Consider the following 24,271-nt stretch of genomic DNA (forward strand, 5'->3'; position numbering starts at 1 on the left):
TATACTACTCAAAATAATAAGCTCCCTTTTCACCAGTATAGTGAAAAGGGATTTTATTTTTTATACAAGTAGCTTCCCAACGGTCAATATAACTTTTGTAGTTGCTACCATCTACGATAATCACTTTTGGATTGATGCTGTCAAGCAATCTATCTAGGTTGATTTTTGGTGATTGCGTCAATAAGATTTTATGGGATGCTGACTTCGGATATATTCCTGTGCTATCAATAATCAAAAGCAATTTATCTTCAAAAGCATAGCTGTTTTTTAAAGAATCATATCGAACAGAATCTAAACGTTCAGCAGGTATATAATCTGATATAGGATAATCAGGTTTATTATCAAGATTTGTTAATATGGATAAATCATCTCCGCTTCTGTTAAAAATGAGACTCTTTCTCGTTTGATGCAGTACTAATACTTCCGACTTGTTATGAGCTTCATATTCCTGATAGATTGTATAACCTTGAAAACATAGAATGGTTAATAAGAAGAAAACTATTTGTTTGTAGTTGAATTTTGTGCATAGTTCTATGCCTATTACCAAGACCAAAACACTTAACAATAGCTGAATAAAATCAAAAGAGATAGCACTGAAAATAAAACTTTCTTGTTTTGCTACCCAAGCTATTAAGCTATTCATTAAACCAATAATTTCATTGTAAAACCATGCTAATGGCGAGGGAAGCCAATTTAATAGTGATAATACAATCACTAAAATACCTATACCTAGAATCAATCCTAAAGCAGGCACAATTACTAAATTCGAAACAAAGAACAATCCTGGAAACTGATGAAAATAAAATAAGCTAATAGGTAAAACACCTAATTGCGCGGCGATGCTAACACAAAGCAGCTGCCAAAAGTAACGTACCACTTTATTTTTCGGAAACCATAATTGTTTAAGTAAGGGGAAAATCCAAAGTATTGCAAAAACAGCAGCATAACTCATTTGAAATCCGACTTGAAACAATAAATTCGGATTGATGAATAGTAGAATAAATAATATGGAAAGCGCAAGTATATTGAAGGTGTTACTAGGTCTATTTAAATAAAGTGCATAAGCCACAAAAGTGAACATGGTGGTTGCACGAATAATACTAGCAGACAACCCAGCAATAAAGGCAAAACCCCATAAAAAGAGAACCGATAGAATTAAAATAAGGGTTCGCCCATTAGGGATGTTTTTTAGCGGACTCAATAAAAATTGAATTACTAAGAGTAGAATACCAATGTGTAGTCCAGATACTGCTAAAATATGCACGGCACCCGCTTTCTGATAGTTGGTATACGTTTCTTCTGATATATCTGAACGCTGCCCAAGTAATAGTGCTTGTATGACTCCTAATTCATCTGCTCCGAAATTTTCTTTATCAAGTTTTTTAATAATATGATTTCTAGCTCTTGCAGCGATGCCGAGAAGGGTAGTTTGCGAACTTTTAATTTTCACAAGCTTATCATGTTCTATTCGTATACTATGATATACACCTAGATTCTCCAAATATTTTTTATAATCAAATTGATGTGGATTTAACGGAAAGGAAATAGCTTTAGCTTCGGTATAGGTTACAAATTCATCATCGATAGCTAAGCTTAAATTCGCTGAATCTCTGGGTATGGTGAGAAGAATAGTGCCACTTACATGCTCATTCTCGATATTTTTTACAGTGGCAAAATAGCGGGTCGAAAACTGATTAGGTTTTAGAACCTCTTTGATTTTTAGCGTCCATAATTCGTTACTGGTATTTTGGTGATTACTGTAGTGACTGCTATAATTTATAGGTTGTGCGGCAGTGTAGCTGTAGATCCCTAGTGATACAAATGTTAGCGCGGCAATGGTTCCAAATAAAATTGATTTTGTATTCTTTTCAAAAAAGAAAATTCCGGCAAGTAGTAGAAAAAGAAAAACGGTGATGTAAAGAGTATATAATAAGTTGAGAGAAAAAAAGTAACCTATTAAGATTCCAACAATGAGTAAAAGCGTTAATCTGATAGGAATAAACGCTAAGAGCTTCATGCTATAATATTCTTGTAGCCTTTACGAATGCTTGGTTCCAGAATCCGTCTCGTAAAGATGAAACGGTAACACCACGAGATGTTGATGCGTGTATAAATGTAATTTCGTTATTGTCTGTACCGACAACCATACCTACATGGTTTATGCGTTTAGAGCCTCTCGAAGTTTTAAAAAATAGCAGGTCGCCCTTCTCTACATTTTTTACGGTAACACGATGACCTTCCTCTGCCATGTGAATAGAAGTTCTAGGTAGTTGCACATCATGTTCACCAAAAGAAATATATAGCAGACCAGAGCAATCCATTCCTTTTTTTGTGGTACCGCCAAACTTATAGCGTGTTCCAGAAAATGAAAGGGCGGTGTTGATGATCTCGTCAGCCTTTGTGTGCGTTGAAGAAGTTATAACTCTTCTTTCTTCAGTTCTTGTAGGTTGGGCAACATTACCTGTTCTGGCATTATTTGCTGCAGCAACAGATATTTTACGCTCCTTGTCAGAAGTGCTCGTCTTTTTGACTCCGCAACTGGCTAAAAAGCAAATGATTAAAAAGTATGGTAATATGCGCATAAAATAGAATGTACCCTGTAGTACGTGTAACTCCAAAATTATAGAATTATTTTTTAAAATTAATAAAGCTATGAAATTTTAGCATTTGCAATAATAAGCGCCGCAGCCTCGGTACTAGCCCCAGAACCACCCAATTTCGCAATTAACTCATCATAATCAGCCAATTGTTTATTTCTAGATTCACCATCTAAAATTAGGGTCAGTTCCTTTTTTAGGTTCTGTATCGTGAAATCATCTTGTATTAATTCTTTAACTACTTCCTTTTTCATGATTAGGTTGACCAAAGAAATATATTCTAAAGTGATAATACGTTTCGCAATTTGGTAAGAAATCCAGTTTGCCTTGTAGCATACTACTTGTGGTACCCTAAATAAAGCAGTTTCTAATGTAGCGGTACCACTGGTAACCAAAGCTGCAGTTGATATCGAAAGTAAATCGTAAGTTTTATTTTGAATGAATTTTACATTCGCATTGGTAAGAAAAGCAGCGTAAAATTCTTTGTCTAAACTTGGTGCACCTGCAATAACAAATTCATATTCAGCAAAGTCGTTGGCCAAAGAAAGCATCAAAGAAAGCATCTTTTGAACTTCTTGTTTACGACTGCCAGGTAGTAAGGCTATAATTGGTTTTTCAGGATCTATGCCGTTATCTGATCTAAATAGACTGTCGTTTAATTCCGGTCTATTGTCAATGGCGTCTAGTAAAGGGTGTCCTACAAAGTTGACTGGGTAATTGTGTTTTTTTTCGTAAAATTCTTTCTCAAAAGGGAGAATCACATACATGTGGTCGACCGTAGCTTTTATTTTCTCGATTCTACCTTCTCTAGATGCCCAAATCTGTGGAGAGATGTAATAATTGGTTTGGAAATTATGTTCTTTAGCCCATTTTGCAATACGTAAATTAAATCCGGAATAATCAATAAAAATTATAGCATCAGGGTTGAAAGCTGCAATGTCTTGCTTGCAGAATTTTATATTTTTAAAAATGGCATTTAGGTTGAGAAGAACTTCTATGAATCCCATAAAAGCCAATTCTTTGTAGTGTTTAGCTAAAGTTCCGCCAGCTTGTTGCATTAAATCTCCACCCCAGCATCTAATGTCGGCATTCGGGTCTTGTTTTTTCAGAGCCTTAATTAAATTAGAGCCATGAAGATCACCAGAAGCTTCGCCTGCAATTATGTAGTACTTCATTTTAAAATACTTTGTAGTATAGAATTGCGAAAGCGGTTAATATGGTAGCAATCAAAACCCCTTTAGCTCTATTATCTCTCTTAATTCTTAAAAATCCGAAAAATGCCACTAGGTTGAGAATAGCACCTAACGCCAAAAGGCTGCCAACATGTTCTTGGTTTACCGCAGCTTCAAAAGTTTCTGTAATACTTAAATCTGAAAATATAAGAATGTACAATAATGTACCAAGAGTGTTTGCTATGATGCCTACTATAAAGCCTATTAGAATTTCTTTTTTGGTATTCATTTAAAATAGTTGTGCGTAATAATTAAATCTTTAAACTGTGTTTTACTATAGCTCCCAAGTATTCAACTCTTGAATGACATGATGGGCAGTCAAATCGAATTGGACAGGTACTACAGATATATAACCATTTGCCAATGCCCATTCGTCGGTATCTTCGCCTTTGTCGAGCAATTCAAATTCACCGGTAAGCCAATAGTAATCTTTGCCCATAGGGTTGGTGCGCTTATCGAATTTTTCTTTCCAATTTGCTTTTGCTTGTCTGCACACTTTAATACCCCTTATTCCCTCTTTTTTAAGCTTAGGTATGTTTACGTTTAACACAGTACCTTTCGGTATGCCGTTCGCTAAAGCTTGGGTAACGATACTATGAATGAAATTATGAGCTTGCTCAAAATCAGCATTCCAACTATAGTCACATAAAGAAAAACCAATGGCAGGAATTCCCTCTATACCAGCTTCTACCGCAGCACTCATCGTGCCTGAATAAATAACATTTATTGAAGAGTTAGAGCCATGATTAATACCGCTAACACAAATGTCGGGTCTTTTTGGTAGTATTTCTTGAAGTGCCAATTTTACACAATCTGCAGGTGTACCACTACAGCTATATTCGTCAATACCGTCTTGGTCGAGATCGATTTTCATTTTTTTAGAAAAAAGGGCAGTATCTAGGGTGATGGCGTGACCCATACCAGATTGCGGACTGTCAGGTGCTACGACAACTACATCGCCTATTTTTTTCATTATCGTGATTAACATGCGTAAACCAGGCGCAGTAATTCCGTCATCATTCGTTATTAAAATCAGTGGTTTTTCCATATCATATACTTTCTGTAGTAAAAATACGTTTTTAAATATGATAAGCCCGAAATGCCGTTTAACAAAAAATTAGTTCTAAGTACATTTAATTGGCATGGATTTTTCTTTACCTTAGGGGTTTAAGTAGCTTTTTATGTTGCTTACAACCCTCAAATTCGGAGATATTGAAAAGGAAAGTAAAAGATAATTTTATGAAAAGAAATTTAGCCTACGTACTATTGTTGATGCTCGCAGCTGTAGCATCTTGCAGTTTTACAAATAAGACTTTTGAAAATGACGATAAGGACAAATTGTTGTTAGATTTAATAACCTATGTGTTAGAAAAAGGACATTATGAACCAAAAGCGCTTGACGATGATTTTTCGGTACATGTGTTTGAAGATTTTATTGATGTAATCGATCCTACCAAAAGATACTTTATTGCATCTGATATCGCAGAATTCGAAAAGTACAAGTATCAGATAGATGATGAAATCAAGAATACAGACATCACATTTTTCAATGTAGTATATGAAAGATTGATGGAGCGTATGGGCGATGCAAAAGGAATTTATAAAGAAGTTTTAGAAACTCCTTTTGATTATTCTGAGAATGAAAGCATCAGCATTAAATATGATGAAGAGCCATTTGCTGCAGATAGAAAAGAGCTTAAAGAACGTTGGAGAAAGCAATTGAAATATGCAACTTTAGGTACGTATGATTCTAAAATCTCTCATATGGAAAAAGAAGTTGTTTCAACTAAAAAGCATGAAAATGGCGAAACGGTAGAGGTATTGAATAATGTTAAATTAAATGATGATCATGACCATAGCGCTCATACTCCTGAAGAAGCAGAATTAGAATCTAGAAAATCTACTGAAACTACTTTAGATGAGTTCTTTGATTTTGTAAATGATTTAGAACGTAAAGATTGGTTCGTACAATACATCAATACTATTGTAGATGAATTTGATCCACATACATTTTACTTCGCTCCAGAAGAAAAAGAGAAGTTTGATACAAGTATGTCAGGTAAGTTCGAAGGTATTGGAGCAAGACTTCAGAAAAAAGCTGAAGGTGCAAAAATCGTAGAAATTATTTCTGGTGGACCAGTATGGAGAGATGCACGATTAGAAGTTGGCGATGAAATTATAAAAGTTGGTCAAAATGGAGAAGAGCCTATAAATATTGTAGGTATGCGTTTAGACGATGCCATTAAACTAATAAAAGGTGCACAAGGTACTATTGTAGATTTAACTGTTAAAAAGGTAGATGGTTCTTTAGAAGTGGTTTCTTTAACAAGAGACGTTGTTGAATTAGAAGAGTCGTATGCAAAATCTGCCAACATTATAAAAGGAGAAGAAAAATTCGGAATTATTAATCTTCCAAAATTTTATGTTGATTTCAATGATTATAGCGAAAGAAATGCGGCAACAGATGTTGCTAAAGAAGTAGAGCGTTTAAAAGAAGAAGGCATGGAAGGTCTTATCTTAGATTTACGTGATAATGGTGGCGGATCTTTAAAGACTGTTGTTGAAATGGCTGGTTTGTTTATTAAAGATGGTCCTATTGTGCAAGTGCAGTCTAGAGATAAAGGTAAAGATGTATATGATGATAAAGATGAAAGAATTCAGTGGGATGGTCCCTTGGTAATTCTTGTAAACGAATTATCAGCTTCTGCTTCTGAAATTTTAGCAGCTGCAATGCAAGATTATAAAAGAGCTATAGTTATTGGTAGTAAGCAAACATTTGGTAAAGGAACGGTACAGAACGTTATACCTTTGAACAATATGTTACGTAGTAATGAGCACGGCGATTTAGGTGCTATTAAAATTACTACTCAGAAGTTCTATAGAATTAACGGTGGTTCTACGCAGTTAGAAGGTGTTAAGAGTGATATCGTTGTACCAGACAGATATAGCTATATTGATTTAGGGGAAAGAGATCAGTCTAATCCGTTAGGGTGGGATAAGATTACACCTGCAGACTATAAATTATGGGATGGTTATATTAATTATGAAAAAACCATCGCTGATAGTGAAAAGAGAATGGCAACTAGTCAACAAATTAAGTTGATAGAAGAAAATGCAAAGTGGTTAAAAGCCGAGCAAGACGAAACAGAGATCTCTTTGAATTTTGATACTTATAAGGAAGAAAAAAATAAGGATAAAGAACAGTCGAATTACTTCAAGAAATTAACCGATTACGATTCTCAACTTACGTTTAAGTCTTTAGGGTATGAAGAGCAGTTATTTACTAAAGATTCTGTGTTACGTGAAAAGCGTAACAGATGGCATAAAAATTTAGCAAAAGATGTTTATGTTGAAGAAGCTGTAAATGTGTTAGAAGATTTAAAAATGAATAACATTAAGCAAGGTAAACTAGCTAGTGTTAAGAACTAGAGTTCTTATTTTATAAAAAAGTAAAGCCGCTATATAAGTTTTATAGCGGCTTTTTTATGTGCTAATTTTTTAAATGAATTTAGCGTGCTCAGGTTTTCCGAAATCAGCTAACTCATTATTTGTGTTACGTATTTTTTTACTTTGAATGTATGTTACAAATAGAAGTACAATACATACTACTGCAGATGCTCCATTACCATCTTTAATGGCTAAATGAGCCAGAGCACCTAATGTATAGTTCATAAAGAAGCCGGCATATACCCATTCTAAAGCCCAATGTGATTTGTTGAAAAGAATTAAGATTAGACCTAAAGATTGAAATACACCAAGAACATGAATTAGATAAACCGGATAGCCAAGTTTTGTAAATGTTTCTGCAACCATCTCATAGTTTAAGAATGAATTGATGATTGAACCTATAACGGCGATGGCGAAAAGCCCCAGAGCAATGTAATAAAAAGATTTTTGAGAATTCATAATAAGTAGGTTTTAATGTTATTATGTCTCAAAAATAAGTTCACCTTTAAAAAGTTTTATGTTTTTATAGGTGAACTGAAAATTGCTATAGTTGAATAGAATGTCTCTTAAGATAAACCGAACTACATGCTATGATAAAAGCTTGTCGGCATGTAACTGTCTAAGTTTGGCCAACTTCGGGTTGATAACAACCTGGCAATAGCCTTGCTCAGAATTGTTCTTGTAGTAATCTTGATGATTGTCTTCAGCATCATAGAAAATACCTAAAGGACTTAATTCAGTGACAATAGGTTTTTCATATACTGCTTGCATTTCGTTCAAAACTACTTTCGCTTTTTTCTCTTGTTCGTCATTGTGAAAATAAATGACAGAACGATATTGGGTTCCTGCATCGGCACCCTGTCTATTTAAAGAAGTAGGGTCGTGGGTTGTCATGAAAATAATCAGAATATCTTCATAAGAAATAATAGCTGGGTCAAAAGTAACTTGGACCACTTCTGCATGACCGGTTAGTCCCGAACAGATTTCTCTATATGTCGGTCTTCCCGGAGCTTTTCCGCCTGTGTATCCAGAAACTACTTTATGTATCCCTTTTACCTCTTGAAATACCGCTTCGGTACACCAAAAGCAGCCACCACCAACTGTGGCGATTTCTAAATTTGTATTAGCCATTAGCTTCCTCCTTTTCTAATTGCATAGATTCAGAATTAATGCAGTAGCGTAATCCACTAGGTTCTGGTCCATCAGGGAATATATGTCCCAAATGCGCATCGCAAGTATTACACATTACTTCTACGCGTATCATACCAAAGGTTGTGTCCTTATGATATTTTATAGCATTCTCTTTAATGGGTTGTGTAAAACTAGGCCACCCAGTACCAGATTCAAATTTAATAGTAGAATCAAATAATGGTGAGCCACAACAAACACATTCATACTTACCAGCTTCGTGAGCAGTACAAAGCGCACCGGAATGCGGAGCTTCAGTACCTTTTTTTCGAGTAACTCTAAACTGTTCAGGTGTCAAAATCTCTTTCCATTCCTGTTCTGTTTTTTCAACTCTTCTATCAGGTTCAGGGTTACCATTCACTGAAAAATGAATTACATCTTTCCAAGTTAACATCATAATTTTCCTTTCGTTTAGACTTTGTTTACTAGGTTTATTGGTCGGTAATTTACCATATATCTTACAAAATTAGGTAATTTTGGCGTATGGCATACCGCAAAAAAAATGGATCTCTGTATAGTATTTTAATTCTTGTCTGTATTGTTGGTTTTTGGCTGTTTGAAAACTTTTATACTCCCGCAACATATTCTGAAAATGAAGAGGGTGTTATTTCAAATGAGTTTCCAAAAGAATTACTACCGTCATCAACAACGGGTGAAATTGTAAATCATGAGTATTTCACCTTGTCTTACAATGAGCCTTATGAGCAAGCCGAATGGGTGGCATATACACTGAGTAAAAGTCATTTGACCTATGATGATAGAAAGCGCCCCTATTTTATAGAAGATCCATTTGTTTCTTCTAAATCTGCAGATTGGCGAAATTATAAAGGGTCGGGTTATGACCGTGGACATTTATTACCAGCTGGTGATCGTAGATTCTCGTTACAGGCATACAATGAGACTTTTTATACGAGTAATATAAGTCCGCAAGACAGAGAGTTCAATTCAGGTATTTGGAACGACTTAGAGCAGCAAACAAGACGCTGGGCGAAACAGTATGGTACATTATATATATTTACCGGTGGTGTGTTAGAAAGTGGATTAGAAGAGATCGGACAAGAAGACGTTGATGTGCCCAATGCTTTTTATAAGATTATTGCACGTAAGAAGGGAGATAAGATCTATACTTTGTCTTTTTTAATGCCGAATAAACCCCAATTTACATCTTTGCGCAATTTCGTAGTATCAATTGATGAGATAGAAAAAGAAACTGGAATCGACTTTTTTACCAAACTAACAGAAAAGCAACAAAGTGCTTTTGAAGGAAGTAAGAATACTACTGGGTGGAAGTTTTAGAAACTCTCCTTTAGTCTGTTCGTATCTAGCCTTAAAAAAATAAAGAGTAGAATAGTAAAGAATAGGAGTCCGGACCCACCATAACTAAAGAATGGTAGCGGTATGCCAATAGTAGGTAGAATGCCTATTACCATACCTATGTTAATGAAATAATGGATTAGTAGAATTGAAATAACCCCGTAACCGTACATTCTGGAAAAGGCATTTTTCTGTCGTTCTGCTAAAGAGATTAACCGTAGGAACAATACGGTAAATAGAATAATTACTGTTGCGGTACCTAAGAATCCCCACTCTTCACCAACGGTGCTAAAAATATAATCTGTATGTTGTTCAGGTACAAAATCTCCTTTTGTACGGGTACCTTCTAAAAATCCTTTTCCGAAGAATCCGCCCGATTCAATTGCTTTTTCAGATTGATAAGTGTTGTATCCAATCGATTTTCTAATCTGCTCTAGTTTTTTCGGATCTTTTTCTAATCGTAACCATAGTCCAAAACGATCTCTATGGCGTTGCTCAAACACGTTATTGAAAACGAAATTTACCGAAAGGGAGAATAGAATTACAGCTACACTAACGAGACTAAGCGGTATTACCGGAATTTTTAATTTTTTACGTTTGGTAGCGAATAAAATTATAATCAATAATGCCAAACCAATAATAAGCCAAACGGTGCCGAACATTAAGGTTGTGACAAAAACGAGAATTAAACTCAATATAATTACTAAATAATATAGTGGTAATCCTTCTCTGAAAATCACGAAAATCATTGCAAAGAATACTAGTGCACTACCGGGATCAGGTTGTGGTATAATTAAAATGGCTGGTACCAGTATAATTAAAAGTGCATAAAACTGATCTTTTCTACGTTTAATATCTGTTTGTATATCGCTGAGGTATTTAGCGAGTGCCAGTGCAGTAGCTACTTTTGCAAGTTCAGAAGGTTGTAAGTTGAAAAAACCAAGGTCGTACCAAGAAGTTGCACCGGCAATAGTTTTACCAAATACAAATAACCCAAGGAGGGATACCATTGATAATAGGTATAGCAAACTAGAAAAGCGTTCATAGAAATTTACTTCTAAGGCAAGTACCACAACTATAGTGACTAAACTAACCCCGATAAAAAATAACTGCTTTCCGTAAAGTGTACTGAAATCAAAGATAGAACTATGCTCGTCAGTAAATGTACTAGAGTAGATATTGATCCAGCCAATAAAAACAAGTGCGAAATAGATGAAAACACTTAGCCAATCAATTCTTTTTAAGATGCTTCTACCAGACACGTTCGTTTATTTTAAACTCTTCCCTACTGTAGGGTTTCGCGTATTCTGCTTTTAGTGTTTTTTCTAGCATTCTCTTTTCAAGGGTCTTTAAGGTAATTTCACCCTTAAGATATTTTTCGATCATAAGAGTAGCTATATGTCCGGCGTATCTCGATCCAAAATATCCATTTTCAATATATACCGCTATAGCAATTTTAGGGTCATCGACAGGTGCGAATGCTACAAATACCGAGTGATCTGTCAATTGTGTACGCACGCCATCTATTTTAGTGAAGTTTTCGGCGGTACCTGTTTTTCCGGCCACTTCAATACCTGGTATTTGCAACCATCTTGCAGTACCACTTACATAAACATCTGCCATACCTTGAACCACAGGTTCGAAATGTTTAGGGTCGATTGTGGTATGTTTAGCCTCTGTGAATTTTGGTTCGGTGATATCCTTACCTTCAATTTTCTTTAAGATATGCGGTGTAAAATAATGTCCTCTATTGGCAATTGCCGCCGTCATATTCGCCAGTTGTACCGGTGTAGCCAATATTTCGCCTTGTCCAATAGCATTAGAGATGATATATGAAGAACTCCATCTGTTATCTCCGTACCATTTGTCGTAGTATTCTTTGTTAGGTATGCGTCCTTTTTGTCCGAATGGTAAATCGTAACCTAAATAGTCGCCTAGACCAAAGCTTTTCATGTGTTTTTCCCAGACATCCATACCTTCATCAGTAGTTTCAAACTTTTCATATATTTTTCTGAAAGCTCCTGCGAAGTAAGCATTACATGATTGCGAGATTCCTTTATTCAAACTTCGTAAACCACCACCACAGTGACAACCTCTTTTTTTCTTGCCCACATAAAACCCATGGTAACATTGTATGGTCGTATTTACATCTAGAACACCTTCCTGTAAGGCTATTAATGCATTTAGCGTCTTAAATGGCGATCCTGGTGGCTGTTGTGCGTGAATAGAGCGATCCCAAGTTGGGTTTGCTATAGTATCATTATATAGTTTCGTATAATTTTTAGAACGTTCTCTACCGACTAAAAGAGCAGGGTCGTATGTTGGACCTGATATCATGGAAAGGATTTCACCTGTTGCAGGCTCTATAGCTACAATACCGCCTCGTTTACCATTCATCAATAACTCGCCATATTCTTGCAATGCTTTGTCAATGGTGATGCTTATTTGTTTTCCTTGTTCTGGAAGGGTGTCTATGGTTCCATTTTTATATGGTCCAATATCTCTATTGAATCTATCTTTCTGAATGTATTGTACGCCTTTTCGACCTCTCAATAAATCTTCGTAGTAACGTTCAACTCCCGTTCTACCTTTCAGTTCGCCTTGAACATAATATTTATTGACTGCTAAGTCACCTTCGTTTACCTCACTGATATAGCCTAAAACATTTGCCGCACTAGGGGTGTCGTAATAACGTAAAGATCTTTTTTGGATATAGAAGCCCTTATACTTACGCATTTTCTCTTGCAGCTTTGCATAATCTTGTTTTGAAAGTTGTGGAACCAATACAGAAGGTAGTCTTGGTGAGTACACTCTTGCTCTTCTAAGTTTTTCTACGAATTTTTCTTTGTCAATACCTAATAGACCACAAAATTCAAGAGTATCTAAAGGTTGAACTTCTCTAGGAATAACCATGACGTCATAAGCAGGGTCATTACCAACTAAAAGATGACCGTTTCGATCATAAATGTAGCCTCGTTCAGGATAATCATATATCGCCTTAATTGCCGGGTCCTCTAAAACTTGCTCCGCAGAAAAGCTAAAAATTTGCAAATAAGATAGCCTTCCCAAAAAGGTAATGGCGATGACAACTATAATTAATGATAAAAGAATTTTTCTCATTCTTTTTTACTGCTGAATAAAGTACTGAACAATATGCCTAAAATCAACGTAGATACACCCACTGTTAGTGTTTTTTGCAAAATTAACAAGCTGTTAGAAAAGCTGAAAATTTCTAAAGTGAAGTATACCAAGTGATGTATTATAATCAATAACGCTAAAAACGTAAATTGTTGTGCCTTTGTACTGTTGTTTAACTTAAAACTTTGAAATTCATAATTGACACCAAAGACAAAACGCATAATGGTTGGTCGAAGATAAGCTATGGTAACGGTAGCTGCTGCGTTTATGGCCAGTGTGTCAGAAAAAATATCTACGCAAAGACCTAAGAAAAAGCATAGAATTATAAAGGTAGTTCTATTTTGTTTGATAGGATACCAATACAAGAAAAGAATATAGATTAGCGGATTTATGTAGCCAAAGAAATTCAGCTTATTGAATACTAGCACCTGTAGTAGCACCAATAAAATAAATCGGAGTACAATTAAAAATGAAGTACTATTAATCATTGGCTTCTGTTTCTGCTTCTAATTCTAAAACCTCTTTACGGTTCAAATTTCTAATAATATAAATATTGTCAATATTTGTCATATCATAGAAAAGTTCTACATCTATAAAATAGAAACTTTTTGAGTTATCTAAATCAAATCTTTTAATCGTACCAATAGGAATGTTTTCTGGGAAGATGCTACTCATGGCTCCCGTAACAATAGTGTCACCTATGGTCAATGGTACCAGTCTTGGAATATCGATTAATTGAACAACATTATAATCTGTGGTATTTTCCCAAACTAAAGATCCAAAGTGATTAGAGTTTTTGATTTTTGCATTTATGTTCGACTTGTCACTTAAAATACTCTGTACGGTAGAAAATTTATCTGATGTATTTTCAACGATTCCTAAAATACCCTTGTCTGTAATAACACCCATATCTTGTACAATACTGTCATTTCTACCTTTGTTGATAGTGATGTAGTTACGCTGGTCCGCATAACTATTATTGATGACACGACCTCTTACCACTTCGTAGTCCACAGAAGTAGAATCTATTAGTGAAGGTGAAAGAACTACATTGTTAAAGAGCTTATCTCTAAGTCTTTTGTTTTCTTCAACAAGCTTGTTGTTTTCTTCCCTTAAGCCAAAATATGAGGTTACATTATCTGAAAAAGTATAAATACTCCCAGAAATATAGTTGGAGGAATTTAAAAATTTAGATTGATGGTACGAGTGCGATTGAAACGTAAAGATGCAGGAAATCAATAACAGAAAAAGGTAAAGTAAAAATATCTTATACCTAATTAGAAAATTTATGATCTGTTGCATTCACCCTTAAATTTTTACTCGATAATCGAGATTTAAACCTGACTGCCGTTAGGCAAGCTACTTCGAGGCTTGCCTCGAAGTTCTATCAATACTTAATACTAAATAGCTCTTGAAATTTTTTCAAGGTTTTCTGCCATTATTTAAGAAGTTGTTCGCAAAATGAACTTCTTACTTAATTAATATGCTCTTGTAGCGTTCTAAATTCTTTAATGCGATTCCTGTACCACGTACTACGGCACGTAATGGGTCTTCTGCAATATAAACTGGTAGGTCGGTCTTTTGAGACAATCTTCTATCCAGCCCACGTAACATAGAACCACCACCTGCTAGGTAAATACCAGTATTGTAAATATCGGCAGCTAATTCTGGGGGAGTCTGAGATAATGTTTCCATAACCGCATCTTCAACACGCAGAATAGATTTATCTAAAGCCTTCGCTATTTCTCTATAAGATATTTGAACTTGCTTTGGTTTACCTGTTAACAAATCACGACCCTGTACAGATTTTTCATCTGGTGGCGATTGTAAATCTTCAGTTGCAGAACCTATTTCAATTTTAATTGCTTCAGCTGTACTTTCTCCAACGTATAAGTTGTGTTGTGTACGCATATAATAAATGATGTCATTAGTAAATACGTCACCTGCAATCTTTACAGATTTGTCACAAACGATACCGCCTAAAGCAATAACTGCAATTTCAGTAGTACCACCACCTATATCAACAATCATGTTACCTTTTGGCTGCATAATATCTAAACCGATACCTATAGCTGCAGCCATTGGTTCGTGAATTAGATATACTTCCTTACCGTTAACACGTTCAGCAGATTCTTTTACCGCACGCATTTCAACTTCGGTAATACCAGAAGGTATACAGATCACCAAACGCAATGCTGGTGGAAACCATTTTTTCTTTAATGCCGGAATGTTCTTGATGAACATCATCAACATCTTTTCAGATGCATCAAAATCGGCAATTACACCATCTTTCAATGGTCTAATGGTTTTTATGTTCTCATGGGTTTTACCTTGCATCATGTTGGCTTCTTTACCAACTGCAATGATTTTTCCGCTAATTCTATCTCTGGCAACGATGGATGGGCTATCGACAACTACCTTGTCATTATGAATGATAAGGGTGTTCGCTGTACCTAAATCTATAGCTATTTCCTCGGTCAAGAAATCAAAAAATCCCATATGTGCTGTTTAAATTTTAGATAAAAGGGTGTATTTCATCGACAAAAGTAATGAAATTAATGTTTGAAATGACGTGTGCCTGTCATCACCATTGAAATTTTGTGCTCGTTGCAATAATCTACACTTAATTGGTCTTTAATAGATCCGCCAGGTTGAATAACACTAGTAATCCCGGCTTTGTCTGCAATCTCCACACAATCAGGGAAAGGGAAGAAAGCATCACTTGCCATAACTGAACCTTTTAAGTCGAAATTAAAGGTCTGGGCTTTGTGTATTGCTTGGTTTAAGGCGTCAACTCTACTTGTTTGTCCAGTGCCACTTGCGCAAAGTTGTTTGTTTTTTGCGATTACAATAGTATTTGACTTCGTGTGCTTACAAAGTTTAGATGCAAAAATTAAATCTTCTAATTCTTGTTCTGTTGGCTTTGTGTGGGTGGCATTTGTAAGATCGGCAAGCGTATCTGTTTTATGATCTTTTTCTTGAAGAAGCATACCGTTTAAACAAGTTCTTACTTGCATCTCTGGCATTTCAACTTCATTCTGGATTAGAATGATTCTATTTTTCTTTCCTTTTAATATCTCAAGCGCCTCTGCATTATAACTTGGTGCTATAACTACTTCACAGAATAATTTATGAATCTCTTCTGCCGTAGCTTTATCAATTTCTTTGTTGCTAATAAGAACTCCGCCAAAAGCAGAAACAGGGTCACCGGCTAGAGCGTCAACATAAGCTTGGTGTAAAGTATCTCTTTGCGAAAGTCCGCAGGCATTGTTGTGTTTCAATATTGCGAAAGTCGGAGCATCATTTTTAAATTCCAACATCAAATTAACTGCAGCATCAACATCTAAAAGGTTGTTGTATGATAATTCTTTACCGTGCAATTTAGAGAACATAGCATCAAAATCGCCGAAGAAGAATCCTTTTTGGTGTGGGTTTTCTCCGTAACGTAAAACTTTACCTTGAGTTTCGCTAACTTTTAAAGCAGCGATATCATGGTTTTTATTGAAATAGTTAAATATAGCAGTATCGTAATTAGAAGAAACATTAAAAGACTTAGCGGCAAAACGCTTTCTGTCTTCTAAGCTAATGTTGCCATTATCAGCAGAAACAACGTCAAGAAACTCTGCATAATCTTCCATGGAAGAAACACATGTAACATCTTTAAAGTTTTTTGCTGCAGCACGAATAAGAGAAATTCCGCCTATATCGATTTTCTCAATGATATCTTGTTCAGAAGCACCACTGGCAACTGTTTTTTCAAAAGGATATAAATCAACAATGACGATATCTATTTGTGGAATTTCAAATTCAGCTAATTGGGCAACATCACTTTCGTTGTCCTGTCTGTTTAAAATACCACCAAATACTTTTGGGTGTAAAGTTTTTACTCTTCCTCCTAGAATAGAAGGGTAGCTGGTTACATCTTCTACAGGAACCACGTCGATTCCTAAATCAGTTATGAATTTTTCGGTTCCTCCGGTGGAGTAAATAGTGATTCCTAATTCTTGAAATTTTCTTACTATTGGCTCTAATCCGTCTTTATGAAAAACTGAAATTAAGGCTGAAGACGCTTTTTTTACACTGCTCATTGTATGATGCTTAAATGTTTTTAATAAGCAAGCAAAAGTAATTTTTTTGCAGTTATAAAATGAGCTAGTTTATCAACAAAAAGCCTAAAGTTTTAAAGAATTTTGGCTACTTCAAAATTTACGAATTCTAAAAAGGTCTCATCTGCCTCTGTAAAAGGGTCAGGAGTGTTAGAGTCGATATCTATTTGACCAATGTTTTCGCCATTTAAAAATAGAGGCACAACTATTTCTGCTTTCACTGTAATGCTACATGCTATGTAGTTGTCTTGAGCCTGTACATCTGGTACAACAAAATTCTCGTTGCTTTCGGCTACTTGACCACAAATACCTTTTCCGAAGGGTATAATAGTATGATCCGTTGGTGCACCAGCATAAGAACCTAGTTTTAGTTCGCGCTTATCGCCATTCTTAAAATAAAACCCTACCCAGTCATAATGCGGTACATTAGCTTTTAAAAGCTCGCAGATATCTAGCATTTTAGCATCGGGAGTTTTATTTGAGTCTATAATAGAACTTACTTGAGGGCGAAGTGCATCGAACATAACTTTTTTTTACAAAAGTAAGAATTGTTCATATTGGGTAGTGTTATGATAGGTATAAAAAATAAAAAAGAGGATGTTTTTGAAAACATCCTCTTTTAAACCTAAATATTATAAGTTGAGATTATGGTTGAATCTTAACATCAAATTCAATAAAGTCAGCATTACCAAATCCTGGTTGTATGGCAGTAACTTTAATTAATCCTTTTTTACCGTAGTTGTCAACGAATTCAATAACATCACCTACGCTTAGGTTAGTGATTTTTTGAGCATCTGGAGTTGCTGTAAAATCGATATCACCAGATAATGTTATGGCGTCAAATGCAGCAGCATCTGTAGAGGTAGAAGTAGCAAAAAACATTTGGTTCAATGTTTCTGTTGCAGCATTCTCTTCGTCTGCACCTGGCTCTAAACCTTCTACATCAAATCCAAAAGAAGCATCATATTGTTCCGTTGAAGCAAAAGAAGCATTGTCATCTGCAGAGATACCGGAAGCACCGTAGTAGTATCCGAAATCCCAGAATGCTCTAAACTCAGGTCCAACATTAATCTTGTAAACAGTTTCGTTCAATAAAGAAAAGAATGTTTCTGTATTACCATTTACATCTGGTGCAAATAATTTTACATCATTAAATTCTCTTATTGCAGCAGCAGGGTTGGCACCTGTACCAACTGTTACTGTAATTTGACCAGCACCTAAGGCTAATCTTTTGGTAGAATCTCTAAAATCTCCTTTACCAGTAGTTGTCCAAAAAGTATATACTATCTCACCATTGTCAATATCTGGAACTGGAAGAGGAAAAGAAAAATCGATTTCTTTTTTCGTAGCACCATCTAAGTCAATAGAACCATCAGCTTTTAAAGCTTTAGTTAAATCATCACTTACAAGGTCAAAAGAACTAAAAGGCATTTCTCCTTGTCCTAAATAATTTTGAGTAATATACATTCTACGTTGTGTAGTAGCGTCTGATGTAAAAATAACTCTACCAGTAACATTTGTACCTGCTTCTCCGCTCGCAGATGCTGTTGTAATGTTTACGGAAGGTAATGCTTCGTTAAAAACTATCGTAGCCACTTCTGGCTCATCAGAGTCGTCAGCGCCATCATCTCCTGTAGTATCATCTGGTAATGGAGTGTCAAAAACTGAACCGTCGTCAGAACTACAACCACCTACAAAAAGGGCAATTGTACAAATTAGAAATGTGTATTTTAAATGTTTTCTCATGATTTTAAATTTAAATAGTTAGTGTTAAATCTGTTAATGATTAATATTTTGTTAATGTGTTAACCCTTTTAACTTGAAATTATTGCAAATCGTATACTGTATGTGCCATTTTTTATGGGTTTAGCAGATGTAAGGCATTTCTTATAGCAAAATTTCGTTAAAGAAATGAAGTATAAGCTCTTAAATATTAATATTTCGTAGTTTTGTAATGTGAAACAATTGCTACATAAACTATTTTCTATATTCATGGCAATGCTATTATTACTGTCTACAATTTCTTGGACAGTAGAAAAGCATTTGTGTATGGGTCGTGTTATGGATGTAGCATTGTTTAATCACGCAGATGATTGTGGCATGGAAGCTGGTTTGTCTTTATTGGAAGATGCACCTAGAGTAAAAAAGCACTGTTGTAATGACGAAGCTTTTACCATGCAAGGTCAAGATGATTTGACACATGATATTTCTAGTTTTGATTTTTCACAGCAGGTATTCTTAATCTCTTTTACAAGTTCTTATATAGGCTTGTTTGAAGAAATTACAGATGAGAATATAGATTTTGATTTATATCCTCCGCCTTTATTGGCTGAAGATTTGAATATTCTACACCAAGTTTTCTTGATTTGATTTAAAACGTGTTATACGTCGCTTTTTGCGTTCACACATTTTTTAATCAAATCTAATATTCAATGAAAAATTTTACTTGGCTTTTAGCCATTATCCTATTTGGGATACAATATTGTGAGGCACAAGGTCCTCCTATTACTGCTGATAAACCAATTATGTTGGGTGGCGGTAGCTTTACTGCAAAAACCTTAACAGAGATACGGCATACGGAAAGAGGTGATTTTACCTATGTTCCGGTAATGCTACATTATTTGCCAACTTCTAATTCTTTGGTGGCAATACATTTACCTTATATAAATTATGATATCGAAAACGGACCAAGTGGTAGCAGTTTAGCGGATATTAAAATAATGGGAAAATATCAATTCTTTAGAAAAGATGGTACAGGCAAGACCTTTAGAATGGTAGCCAAAACATTACAAACACTGCCTACTGGTAAAGAATTGGACGTAATGGATTTAAGTACTGGCAAATATGCGGGATATTATGGAATTGTTGCAGGTTACGAATCGCTGAAATATGGTATTTCTAACGAACTGGGCTATAATTGGGTACCCGATGGTAGTTTAGATGCTTTGACCCATAAAATCGGTTTCGGTCTTCCATTGTTAAAGCCACAGTATCCTAATAAACAAATCAATCTGTATTTTGAATATACCAATTTATGGCTGGTAGAGCGTGATTGGTATCAATTATTGTACGCACAAGGGTTACAGTATGCAAGAAAGAATGTTACGTTCGACTTAGCGGTACAGGTACCGTTGGTAAACGATATTGAAGCAGGTCGTAAATTAAACTATAGCCTGTTTTTAGGTTCTAGATATTCATTTTAATAAAAATTTTTAAAACATAAAATAATGAAAAAATCAATAATTATATCGGCGTTACTAACGCTAATGGTTGTCTTTAGTGCGGTTGCACAAGATGGTAAGGATAAGTTTATGGTACAGGTAGATGGTCTAGGTTGTCCGTTTTGTGCATATGGTCTTGAGAAGAAATTCAAGGAGTTTAAAGGTATTAAAAATGTGAAGATAGATATCGAAACAGGTGACTTTAGTTTTTCTTATCCTTCGGAAAAAGCATTAACACTAGCTGATGTAGAGAAGCAAGTTGAAAAAGCGGGTTACACGCCAATTACCGCAAAAGTTGAACGTGCCAATGGTGAAATTGAGGAATCATCTGCGAGTGAAATGACTAAAAAGTCTGAAGGCACGGTGAGTAAAAAGGTAATGGTAGCCGGTAACTGTGCTATGTGTGAGGCTAGAATAACCAAAGCTGCAGAATCTGTGCAAGGTGTTTCTGCCGTTTCTTGGGATAAGGATACAAAAATCATGAACGTTTCATTTGATGCGGGATTAACTTCTCTTGAAAAAATTGAAAAGGAAGTAGCGGTTGCAGGTCATGACACCAAAAACCATCAAGCACATACCGATGATTATGGAAATTTACCAGCATGTTGTAAGTACGAACGTTTAAGCTATAAATAATGAGAAAAAGTATATGTATACTCATCGTTTTAGTTTTTGCGTCTGCTTGTAAAGAAAAAGCACCTGTTCCTAAAGAGTGGGTGTTGTCTAGAACTATTCAATTAGACGGGGTAAATCCTATTGGGTTAACACAGGTAAATGGAGATATTTGGCTATCTGATGGTGACCATAATCGATTAGTAAAGATTAATGAAAAAGGTAAGATTACCCAAACAATAGATTCGTTAGACCGACCAATGCATATTGATGCTGTGAAGGAAACGATTTTTATTCCTCAGTATGGAAAAGATGTAATTGAAACCGTTGATGAAAAAGGGAGGTTTGTAATGCAGGTTTCTGATTCTTTAGATGCCCCTGCGGGAGTGTCTGTTTTTGATAATGAAAGAGCTATTGCAGATTTTTACAATAACCGTATTCTTTACTTTGATGGTGCAAATTGGATTTCTTTTGGAAAGGAAGGAAAAGCTGAGGGAGAATTTTATTATCCAACAGATGTGCAAATTACCAAAGATAAAATTTGGGTTGCAGATGCCTATAATAATAGAATTCAAGTGTTTGATAAAAAAGGCGGTTTTCTTCAAATGATGGGTCAAAATCAGAAGATGAATGCAGCAACAGGAATATTTGTTTCAGAAAATGAAGTTTTTGTAACTGACTTTGAAAACAACCGTGTTCTCATTTTTGATAAGACTGGCAAGTTATTGCAGGTGTTAATAGACCAGATTGAAAAACCTACTGATATGATGATTAAAGATGAAGTGCTTTACGTTATAAATTATCGAAATGGGAAGCTTAATCTCTTTGATAAACAGCCCATCGTTATAAAGAAATAATTCTTTATCTACATTATTGATTAGATATCTGGGTTTACATAATATTTTTAATACAGCAAATGAAACATACATATACTATAGTTGGTATGACCTGCAATGGCTGTAGAGGCCATGTTGAGCAAACCTTGGCTAAAATTAGCGGAGTATCGAATGCTGCGGTGAATTTAGAAAAGGCTGAAGCAGTTTTGGAAATGGATAATCATATTCCTTTAAAAACTTTGCAGGCGGCTATGGAAGCTGACGGAGGGCATTATTCGATTCATGAACTCGGTGCTCATGTGCATGAGGCTACAAAACCCAAGGCGGTCGAGAATGGTAATGGTGTTTTTTACTGCCCAATGCATTGCGAAGGAGAAAAGACATATACAGAACCTGGCGATTGCCCAGTTTGTGGTATGGATTTGGTAGAAGAGGCTAGTGCTACAACGAATAAAGGTCAAGAGTATACGTGCCCAATGCATCCAGAGGTTGTTAGTGATGAACCTGGTGATTGTCCAATTTGTGGTATGGACTTGGTGCCGAAGCAAGAAGATATTTCAGCTGAAGAAAAGAGTTATAAGAAACTACTGAATAAGTTTAAAATAGCAGTTGGGTTTACGTTGCCGATTTTTTTAATTGCAATGTCAGAAATGATACCTAATAATCCGCTTCAAAATATTTTGAGTTTAAAATATTGGAACTGGGTGCAATTTGCATTATCGATACCTGTGGTGTTTTATGCAACGTGGATGTTTTTTGAACGTGCCTATCGTTCGGTAAAAACATGGAATTTAAACATGTTTACATTAATTGGTATTGGTGCAGGTGTGGCGTGGTTGTTTAGTGTATTTGCTATTTTGGTACCCGATTTTTTTCCGCCACAATTTAAAACGGATCAAGGTACCGTTCATGTTTATTTCGAAGCAGCTACGGTGATTTTGACCTTAGTGCTTTTTGGTCAGTTATTAGAAGCTCGCGCACATAGTAAAACGAATTCTGCGGTAAAAGAACTGTTGAAATTAGCGCCTAATAAAGCTATTAAAATTGTAGACGGTAAAGAAGAGAGCATTTCTATTGATCAGATTTCAAAAGGAGATTTGCTTCGCGTAAAACCAGGCGATAAAATACCTGTAGATGGTAGTATTTATGAAGGTGAAAGCACAGTCGATGAATCTATGATTACAGGTGAACCTGTACCGGTTCAAAAAGTAGTCGGTGATATAATAAGTTCAGGTACTATAAATGGTAAGGGTTCATTTATAATGACAGCAGAGAAAGTAGGGGCAGATACGCTCTTATCTCAAATCATTGATATGGTGAACAAGGCGAGTCGTAGCCAGGCGCCTATTCAAAAACTAGCAGATAAAATATCTAGTTATTTTGTACCGGCAGTTGTCTTTATTTCTATTGTAACTTTTATAGTTTGGATCATTTTCGGACCTGATCCAGCTTATGTATTTGCGTTGGTAAATGCTATTGCGGTATTAATTATTGCTTGTCCGTGTGCATTAGGTTTGGCAACACCCATGTCTGTTATGGTAGGTGTGGGTAAAGGAGCGCAATCTGGTGTGTTGATTAAAAATGCCGAAGCACTTGAGCGTATGGATAAAATTGATACGCTAATTATAGATAAAACAGGAACTATAACCGAAGGGAAGCCATCGGTAGAAAAAGTAGGGAGCATAGCAGAAAGTGACTCAGAAAAGGTGCTGCAGTATATCGTTTCTTTAAATCAGTTAAGTGAGCATCCATTAGCAGATGCTATCGTTAATTACGGAAAATCTCAAAATGTAGAACTAATAAAAGTTGATGATTTTAATTCTATTACGGGTATGGGTGTTGCTGGTAAAATTAATGGAGAATCTGTTGTTTTAGGAAATGATAAAATGATGGGTGAGGCTAAAGTGGCTATTCCTGAAAATTTACAAGTAGTTGTTGTTGCGCATCAAAAGCAAGGTAAAACAGTTTCTTATGTAGCGATTGATGGTAATGCTGTTGGTTTTGTGGCTATTGGTGACCAGATTAAAGAGACAAGTAAAAAGGCGATTGAAGCGCTTCAGAAATCTGGTATCTCGGTAATCATGTTAACAGGTGATAATTATGATACGGCAAAGGCTGTAGCTGAACATTTGAATTTAGCAGAATTTAAAGCAGGAATGCTTCCTCAAGACAAGCTAGCAGAAGTGGAACGTTTGCAGTCAGAGGGTAAAAAAGTGGCTGTTGCTGGCGATGGTATAAATGACGCGCCTGCATTAGCAAAAAGTGATGTTGGTATTGCTATGGGTACAGGTACAGATGTTGCTATTGAGAGTGCAACTATTACGCTGGTTAAAGGTGATTTACATGGTATTGTGAAAGCACACAACTTGAGTAAAGCTGTTATGAAAAATATCAAGCAAAACTTATTTTTTGCACTGATTTATAATACCGTTGGTATCCCAATTGCAGCGGGAGTTTTGTATCCGTTTTTTGGATTGTTGCTATCGCCTATGATTGCGGCTTTAGCAATGAGTTTTAGTTCTGTTTCAGTGATTGCAAATGCATTGCGATTAAGAGCAGCAAAAATTGATTAATCAAATT

General features: G+C 35.6%; 23 protein-coding genes. 7 read left to right on the plus strand and 16 right to left on the minus strand.

Going from position 1 to position 24,271, the window contains the following annotated elements:
• Positions 1–4 precede the first annotated feature (4 nt).
• The 5 genes from Q4500_RS15335 to surE form a co-directional block, all read right to left on the minus strand.
• Positions 5–2,017, minus strand: a complete 2,013-nt coding sequence (locus Q4500_RS15335) for a ComEC/Rec2 family competence protein (protein WP_303600480.1) — start codon at positions 2,015–2,017, stop codon at positions 5–7.
• Between the two features lies 1 nt (position 2,018).
• Entirely contained in the window at positions 2,019–2,582 is a 564-nt protein-coding gene (locus tag Q4500_RS15340) for a C40 family peptidase (RefSeq protein ID WP_303600481.1), read from the minus strand.
• A 68-nt stretch (positions 2,583–2,650) separates the two neighbouring features.
• On the minus strand, positions 2,651–3,772 hold the full coding sequence (gene lpxB / locus Q4500_RS15345; RefSeq protein WP_303600482.1) for a lipid-A-disaccharide synthase: 1,122 nt from the start codon (positions 3,770–3,772) through the stop codon (positions 2,651–2,653).
• Between the two features lies 1 nt (position 3,773).
• Positions 3,774–4,058, minus strand: a complete 285-nt coding sequence (locus Q4500_RS15350; protein ID WP_303600483.1) for a hypothetical protein — start codon at positions 4,056–4,058, stop codon at positions 3,774–3,776.
• 45 nt (positions 4,059–4,103) lie between these two features.
• The gene (surE, locus tag Q4500_RS15355; RefSeq protein ID WP_303600484.1) at positions 4,104–4,877 is read right to left on the minus strand and encodes a 5'/3'-nucleotidase SurE; all 774 of its coding nucleotides are present in this window, start codon (positions 4,875–4,877) and stop codon (positions 4,104–4,106) included.
• A gap of 191 nt (positions 4,878–5,068) precedes the next feature.
• Between surE and Q4500_RS15360 the strand changes: the two genes are divergently transcribed.
• Complete coding sequence (locus tag Q4500_RS15360; RefSeq protein WP_303600485.1) at positions 5,069–7,258, plus strand: carboxy terminal-processing peptidase; 2,190 nt, start codon at positions 5,069–5,071, stop codon at positions 7,256–7,258.
• Between the two features lie 69 nt (positions 7,259–7,327).
• On the opposite strand, the gene Q4500_RS15365 is transcribed toward Q4500_RS15360, so the two are convergent.
• The 3 genes from Q4500_RS15365 to msrB form a co-directional block, all read right to left on the minus strand.
• The gene (locus tag Q4500_RS15365; protein WP_303600486.1) at positions 7,328–7,735 is read right to left on the minus strand and encodes a DoxX family protein; all 408 of its coding nucleotides are present in this window, start codon (positions 7,733–7,735) and stop codon (positions 7,328–7,330) included.
• A gap of 129 nt (positions 7,736–7,864) precedes the next feature.
• Positions 7,865–8,407: a peptide-methionine (S)-S-oxide reductase MsrA gene (gene msrA / locus Q4500_RS15370; RefSeq protein WP_303600487.1), complete on the minus strand. Its 543-nt coding sequence runs from the start codon at positions 8,405–8,407 to the stop codon at positions 7,865–7,867.
• The gene (gene msrB, locus Q4500_RS15375; protein WP_303600522.1) at positions 8,400–8,858 is read right to left on the minus strand and encodes a peptide-methionine (R)-S-oxide reductase MsrB; all 459 of its coding nucleotides are present in this window, start codon (positions 8,856–8,858) and stop codon (positions 8,400–8,402) included. The genes msrA and msrB overlap by 8 nt, the downstream gene beginning before the upstream one ends.
• An 89-nt stretch (positions 8,859–8,947) precedes the next feature.
• Here msrB and Q4500_RS15380 point away from each other — a divergent pair, with 89 nt between their 5' ends.
• On the plus strand, positions 8,948–9,760 hold the full coding sequence (locus Q4500_RS15380; protein ID WP_303600488.1) for a DNA/RNA non-specific endonuclease: 813 nt from the start codon (positions 8,948–8,950) through the stop codon (positions 9,758–9,760).
• Here the strand turns inward: Q4500_RS15380 and rodA are convergent.
• From rodA to Q4500_RS15420, 8 genes are all read right to left on the minus strand, one after another.
• On the minus strand, positions 9,757–11,040 hold the full coding sequence (gene rodA / locus Q4500_RS15385; RefSeq protein ID WP_303600489.1) for a rod shape-determining protein RodA: 1,284 nt from the start codon (positions 11,038–11,040) through the stop codon (positions 9,757–9,759). The two genes, Q4500_RS15380 and rodA, sit on opposite strands and share 4 nt — an antisense overlap.
• Positions 11,030–12,898 (minus strand): penicillin-binding protein 2, encoded by a 1,869-nt coding sequence (mrdA, locus tag Q4500_RS15390; RefSeq protein WP_303600490.1) that lies wholly within the window; start codon positions 12,896–12,898, stop codon positions 11,030–11,032. The genes rodA and mrdA overlap by 11 nt, the downstream gene beginning before the upstream one ends.
• A complete protein-coding gene (gene mreD / locus Q4500_RS15395; protein WP_299800634.1) occupies positions 12,895–13,404 on the minus strand; it encodes a rod shape-determining protein MreD in 510 nt (169 codons plus the stop codon). The genes mrdA and mreD overlap by 4 nt, the downstream gene beginning before the upstream one ends.
• Complete coding sequence (mreC, locus tag Q4500_RS15400) at positions 13,397–14,218, minus strand: rod shape-determining protein MreC (protein ID WP_303600491.1); 822 nt, start codon at positions 14,216–14,218, stop codon at positions 13,397–13,399. Before mreC ends, mreD begins: the two co-directional genes overlap by 8 nt.
• Positions 14,219–14,386: 168 nt before the next feature.
• A complete protein-coding gene (locus Q4500_RS15405) occupies positions 14,387–15,415 on the minus strand; it encodes a rod shape-determining protein (protein WP_027066022.1) in 1,029 nt (342 codons plus the stop codon).
• A 56-nt stretch (positions 15,416–15,471) separates the two neighbouring features.
• A complete protein-coding gene (gene purH, locus Q4500_RS15410; protein WP_299800637.1) occupies positions 15,472–17,004 on the minus strand; it encodes a bifunctional phosphoribosylaminoimidazolecarboxamide formyltransferase/IMP cyclohydrolase in 1,533 nt (510 codons plus the stop codon).
• A 92-nt stretch (positions 17,005–17,096) separates the two neighbouring features.
• Positions 17,097–17,546 carry a GAF domain-containing protein gene (locus Q4500_RS15415; RefSeq protein ID WP_303600492.1) on the minus strand — a complete coding sequence of 150 codons (450 nt, stop codon included), beginning with the start codon at positions 17,544–17,546 and terminating at the stop codon, positions 17,097–17,099.
• Positions 17,547–17,667: 121 nt separating this feature from the next.
• Positions 17,668–18,768, minus strand: coding sequence for a hypothetical protein (locus Q4500_RS15420; RefSeq protein ID WP_303600493.1), 1,101 nt, complete (start codon positions 18,766–18,768; stop codon positions 17,668–17,670).
• 252 nt (positions 18,769–19,020) lie between these two features.
• Between Q4500_RS15420 and Q4500_RS15425 the strand changes: the two genes are divergently transcribed.
• The 5 genes from Q4500_RS15425 to Q4500_RS15445 all read left to right on the plus strand — a co-directional run bounded on the left by Q4500_RS15425 (position 19,021) and on the right by Q4500_RS15445 (position 24,264).
• Positions 19,021–19,392 carry a hypothetical protein gene (locus tag Q4500_RS15425; protein ID WP_303600494.1) on the plus strand — a complete coding sequence of 124 codons (372 nt, stop codon included), beginning with the start codon at positions 19,021–19,023 and terminating at the stop codon, positions 19,390–19,392.
• Between the two features lie 62 nt (positions 19,393–19,454).
• Entirely contained in the window at positions 19,455–20,225 is a 771-nt protein-coding gene (locus Q4500_RS15430; protein ID WP_303600495.1) for a hypothetical protein, read from the plus strand.
• A 24-nt stretch (positions 20,226–20,249) separates the two neighbouring features.
• On the plus strand, positions 20,250–20,879 hold the full coding sequence (locus tag Q4500_RS15435; protein ID WP_303600496.1) for a heavy-metal-associated domain-containing protein: 630 nt from the start codon (positions 20,250–20,252) through the stop codon (positions 20,877–20,879).
• On the plus strand, positions 20,879–21,712 hold the full coding sequence (locus Q4500_RS15440; protein ID WP_303600497.1) for an NHL repeat-containing protein: 834 nt from the start codon (positions 20,879–20,881) through the stop codon (positions 21,710–21,712). Before Q4500_RS15435 ends, Q4500_RS15440 begins: the two co-directional genes overlap by 1 nt.
• A 59-nt stretch (positions 21,713–21,771) precedes the next feature.
• The gene (locus Q4500_RS15445) at positions 21,772–24,264 is read left to right on the plus strand and encodes a heavy metal translocating P-type ATPase (RefSeq protein ID WP_303600498.1); all 2,493 of its coding nucleotides are present in this window, start codon (positions 21,772–21,774) and stop codon (positions 24,262–24,264) included.
• The last annotated feature ends 7 nt before the right edge of the window (positions 24,265–24,271 follow it).

Source organism: Maribacter sp. 1_MG-2023, from assembly GCF_030547005.1.
Taxonomy (GTDB): domain Bacteria; phylum Bacteroidota; class Bacteroidia; order Flavobacteriales; family Flavobacteriaceae; genus Maribacter.

What these genes read in the sequence shown, in the direction of transcription:
- Q4500_RS15335 (WP_303600480.1), bottom strand. Translation starts at nt 2,017, where the DNA reads ATGAAGCTCTTAGCGTTTATTCCTATCAGATTAACGCTTTTACTCATT.
- Q4500_RS15340 (WP_303600481.1), bottom strand. Translation starts at nt 2,582, where the DNA reads ATGCGCATATTACCATACTTTTTAATCATTTGCTTTTTAGCCAGTTGC.
- lpxB (WP_303600482.1), bottom strand. Translation starts at nt 3,772, where the DNA reads ATGAAGTACTACATAATTGCAGGCGAAGCTTCTGGTGATCTTCATGGC.
- Q4500_RS15350 (WP_303600483.1), bottom strand. Translation starts at nt 4,058, where the DNA reads ATGAATACCAAAAAAGAAATTCTAATAGGCTTTATAGTAGGCATCATA.
- surE (WP_303600484.1), bottom strand. Translation starts at nt 4,877, where the DNA reads ATGGAAAAACCACTGATTTTAATAACGAATGATGACGGAATTACTGCG.
- Q4500_RS15360 (WP_303600485.1), top strand. Translation starts at nt 5,069, where the DNA reads ATGAAAAGAAATTTAGCCTACGTACTATTGTTGATGCTCGCAGCTGTA.
- Q4500_RS15365 (WP_303600486.1), bottom strand. Translation starts at nt 7,735, where the DNA reads ATGAATTCTCAAAAATCTTTTTATTACATTGCTCTGGGGCTTTTCGCC.
- msrA (WP_303600487.1), bottom strand. Translation starts at nt 8,407, where the DNA reads ATGGCTAATACAAATTTAGAAATCGCCACAGTTGGTGGTGGCTGCTTT.
- msrB (WP_303600522.1), bottom strand. Translation starts at nt 8,858, where the DNA reads ATGTTAACTTGGAAAGATGTAATTCATTTTTCAGTGAATGGTAACCCT.
- Q4500_RS15380 (WP_303600488.1), top strand. Translation starts at nt 8,948, where the DNA reads ATGGCATACCGCAAAAAAAATGGATCTCTGTATAGTATTTTAATTCTT.
- mrdA (WP_303600490.1), bottom strand. Translation starts at nt 12,898, where the DNA reads ATGAGAAAAATTCTTTTATCATTAATTATAGTTGTCATCGCCATTACC.
- mreD (WP_299800634.1), bottom strand. Translation starts at nt 13,404, where the DNA reads ATGATTAATAGTACTTCATTTTTAATTGTACTCCGATTTATTTTATTG.
- mreC (WP_303600491.1), bottom strand. Translation starts at nt 14,218, where the DNA reads ATGCAACAGATCATAAATTTTCTAATTAGGTATAAGATATTTTTACTT.
- Q4500_RS15405 (WP_027066022.1), bottom strand. Translation starts at nt 15,415, where the DNA reads ATGGGATTTTTTGATTTCTTGACCGAGGAAATAGCTATAGATTTAGGT.
- purH (WP_299800637.1), bottom strand. Translation starts at nt 17,004, where the DNA reads ATGAGCAGTGTAAAAAAAGCGTCTTCAGCCTTAATTTCAGTTTTTCAT.
- Q4500_RS15415 (WP_303600492.1), bottom strand. Translation starts at nt 17,546, where the DNA reads ATGTTCGATGCACTTCGCCCTCAAGTAAGTTCTATTATAGACTCAAAT.
- Q4500_RS15420 (WP_303600493.1), bottom strand. Translation starts at nt 18,768, where the DNA reads ATGAGAAAACATTTAAAATACACATTTCTAATTTGTACAATTGCCCTT.
- Q4500_RS15425 (WP_303600494.1), top strand. Translation starts at nt 19,021, where the DNA reads ATGCTATTATTACTGTCTACAATTTCTTGGACAGTAGAAAAGCATTTG.
- Q4500_RS15430 (WP_303600495.1), top strand. Translation starts at nt 19,455, where the DNA reads ATGAAAAATTTTACTTGGCTTTTAGCCATTATCCTATTTGGGATACAA.
- Q4500_RS15435 (WP_303600496.1), top strand. Translation starts at nt 20,250, where the DNA reads ATGAAAAAATCAATAATTATATCGGCGTTACTAACGCTAATGGTTGTC.
- Q4500_RS15440 (WP_303600497.1), top strand. Translation starts at nt 20,879, where the DNA reads ATGAGAAAAAGTATATGTATACTCATCGTTTTAGTTTTTGCGTCTGCT.
- Q4500_RS15445 (WP_303600498.1), top strand. Translation starts at nt 21,772, where the DNA reads ATGAAACATACATATACTATAGTTGGTATGACCTGCAATGGCTGTAGA.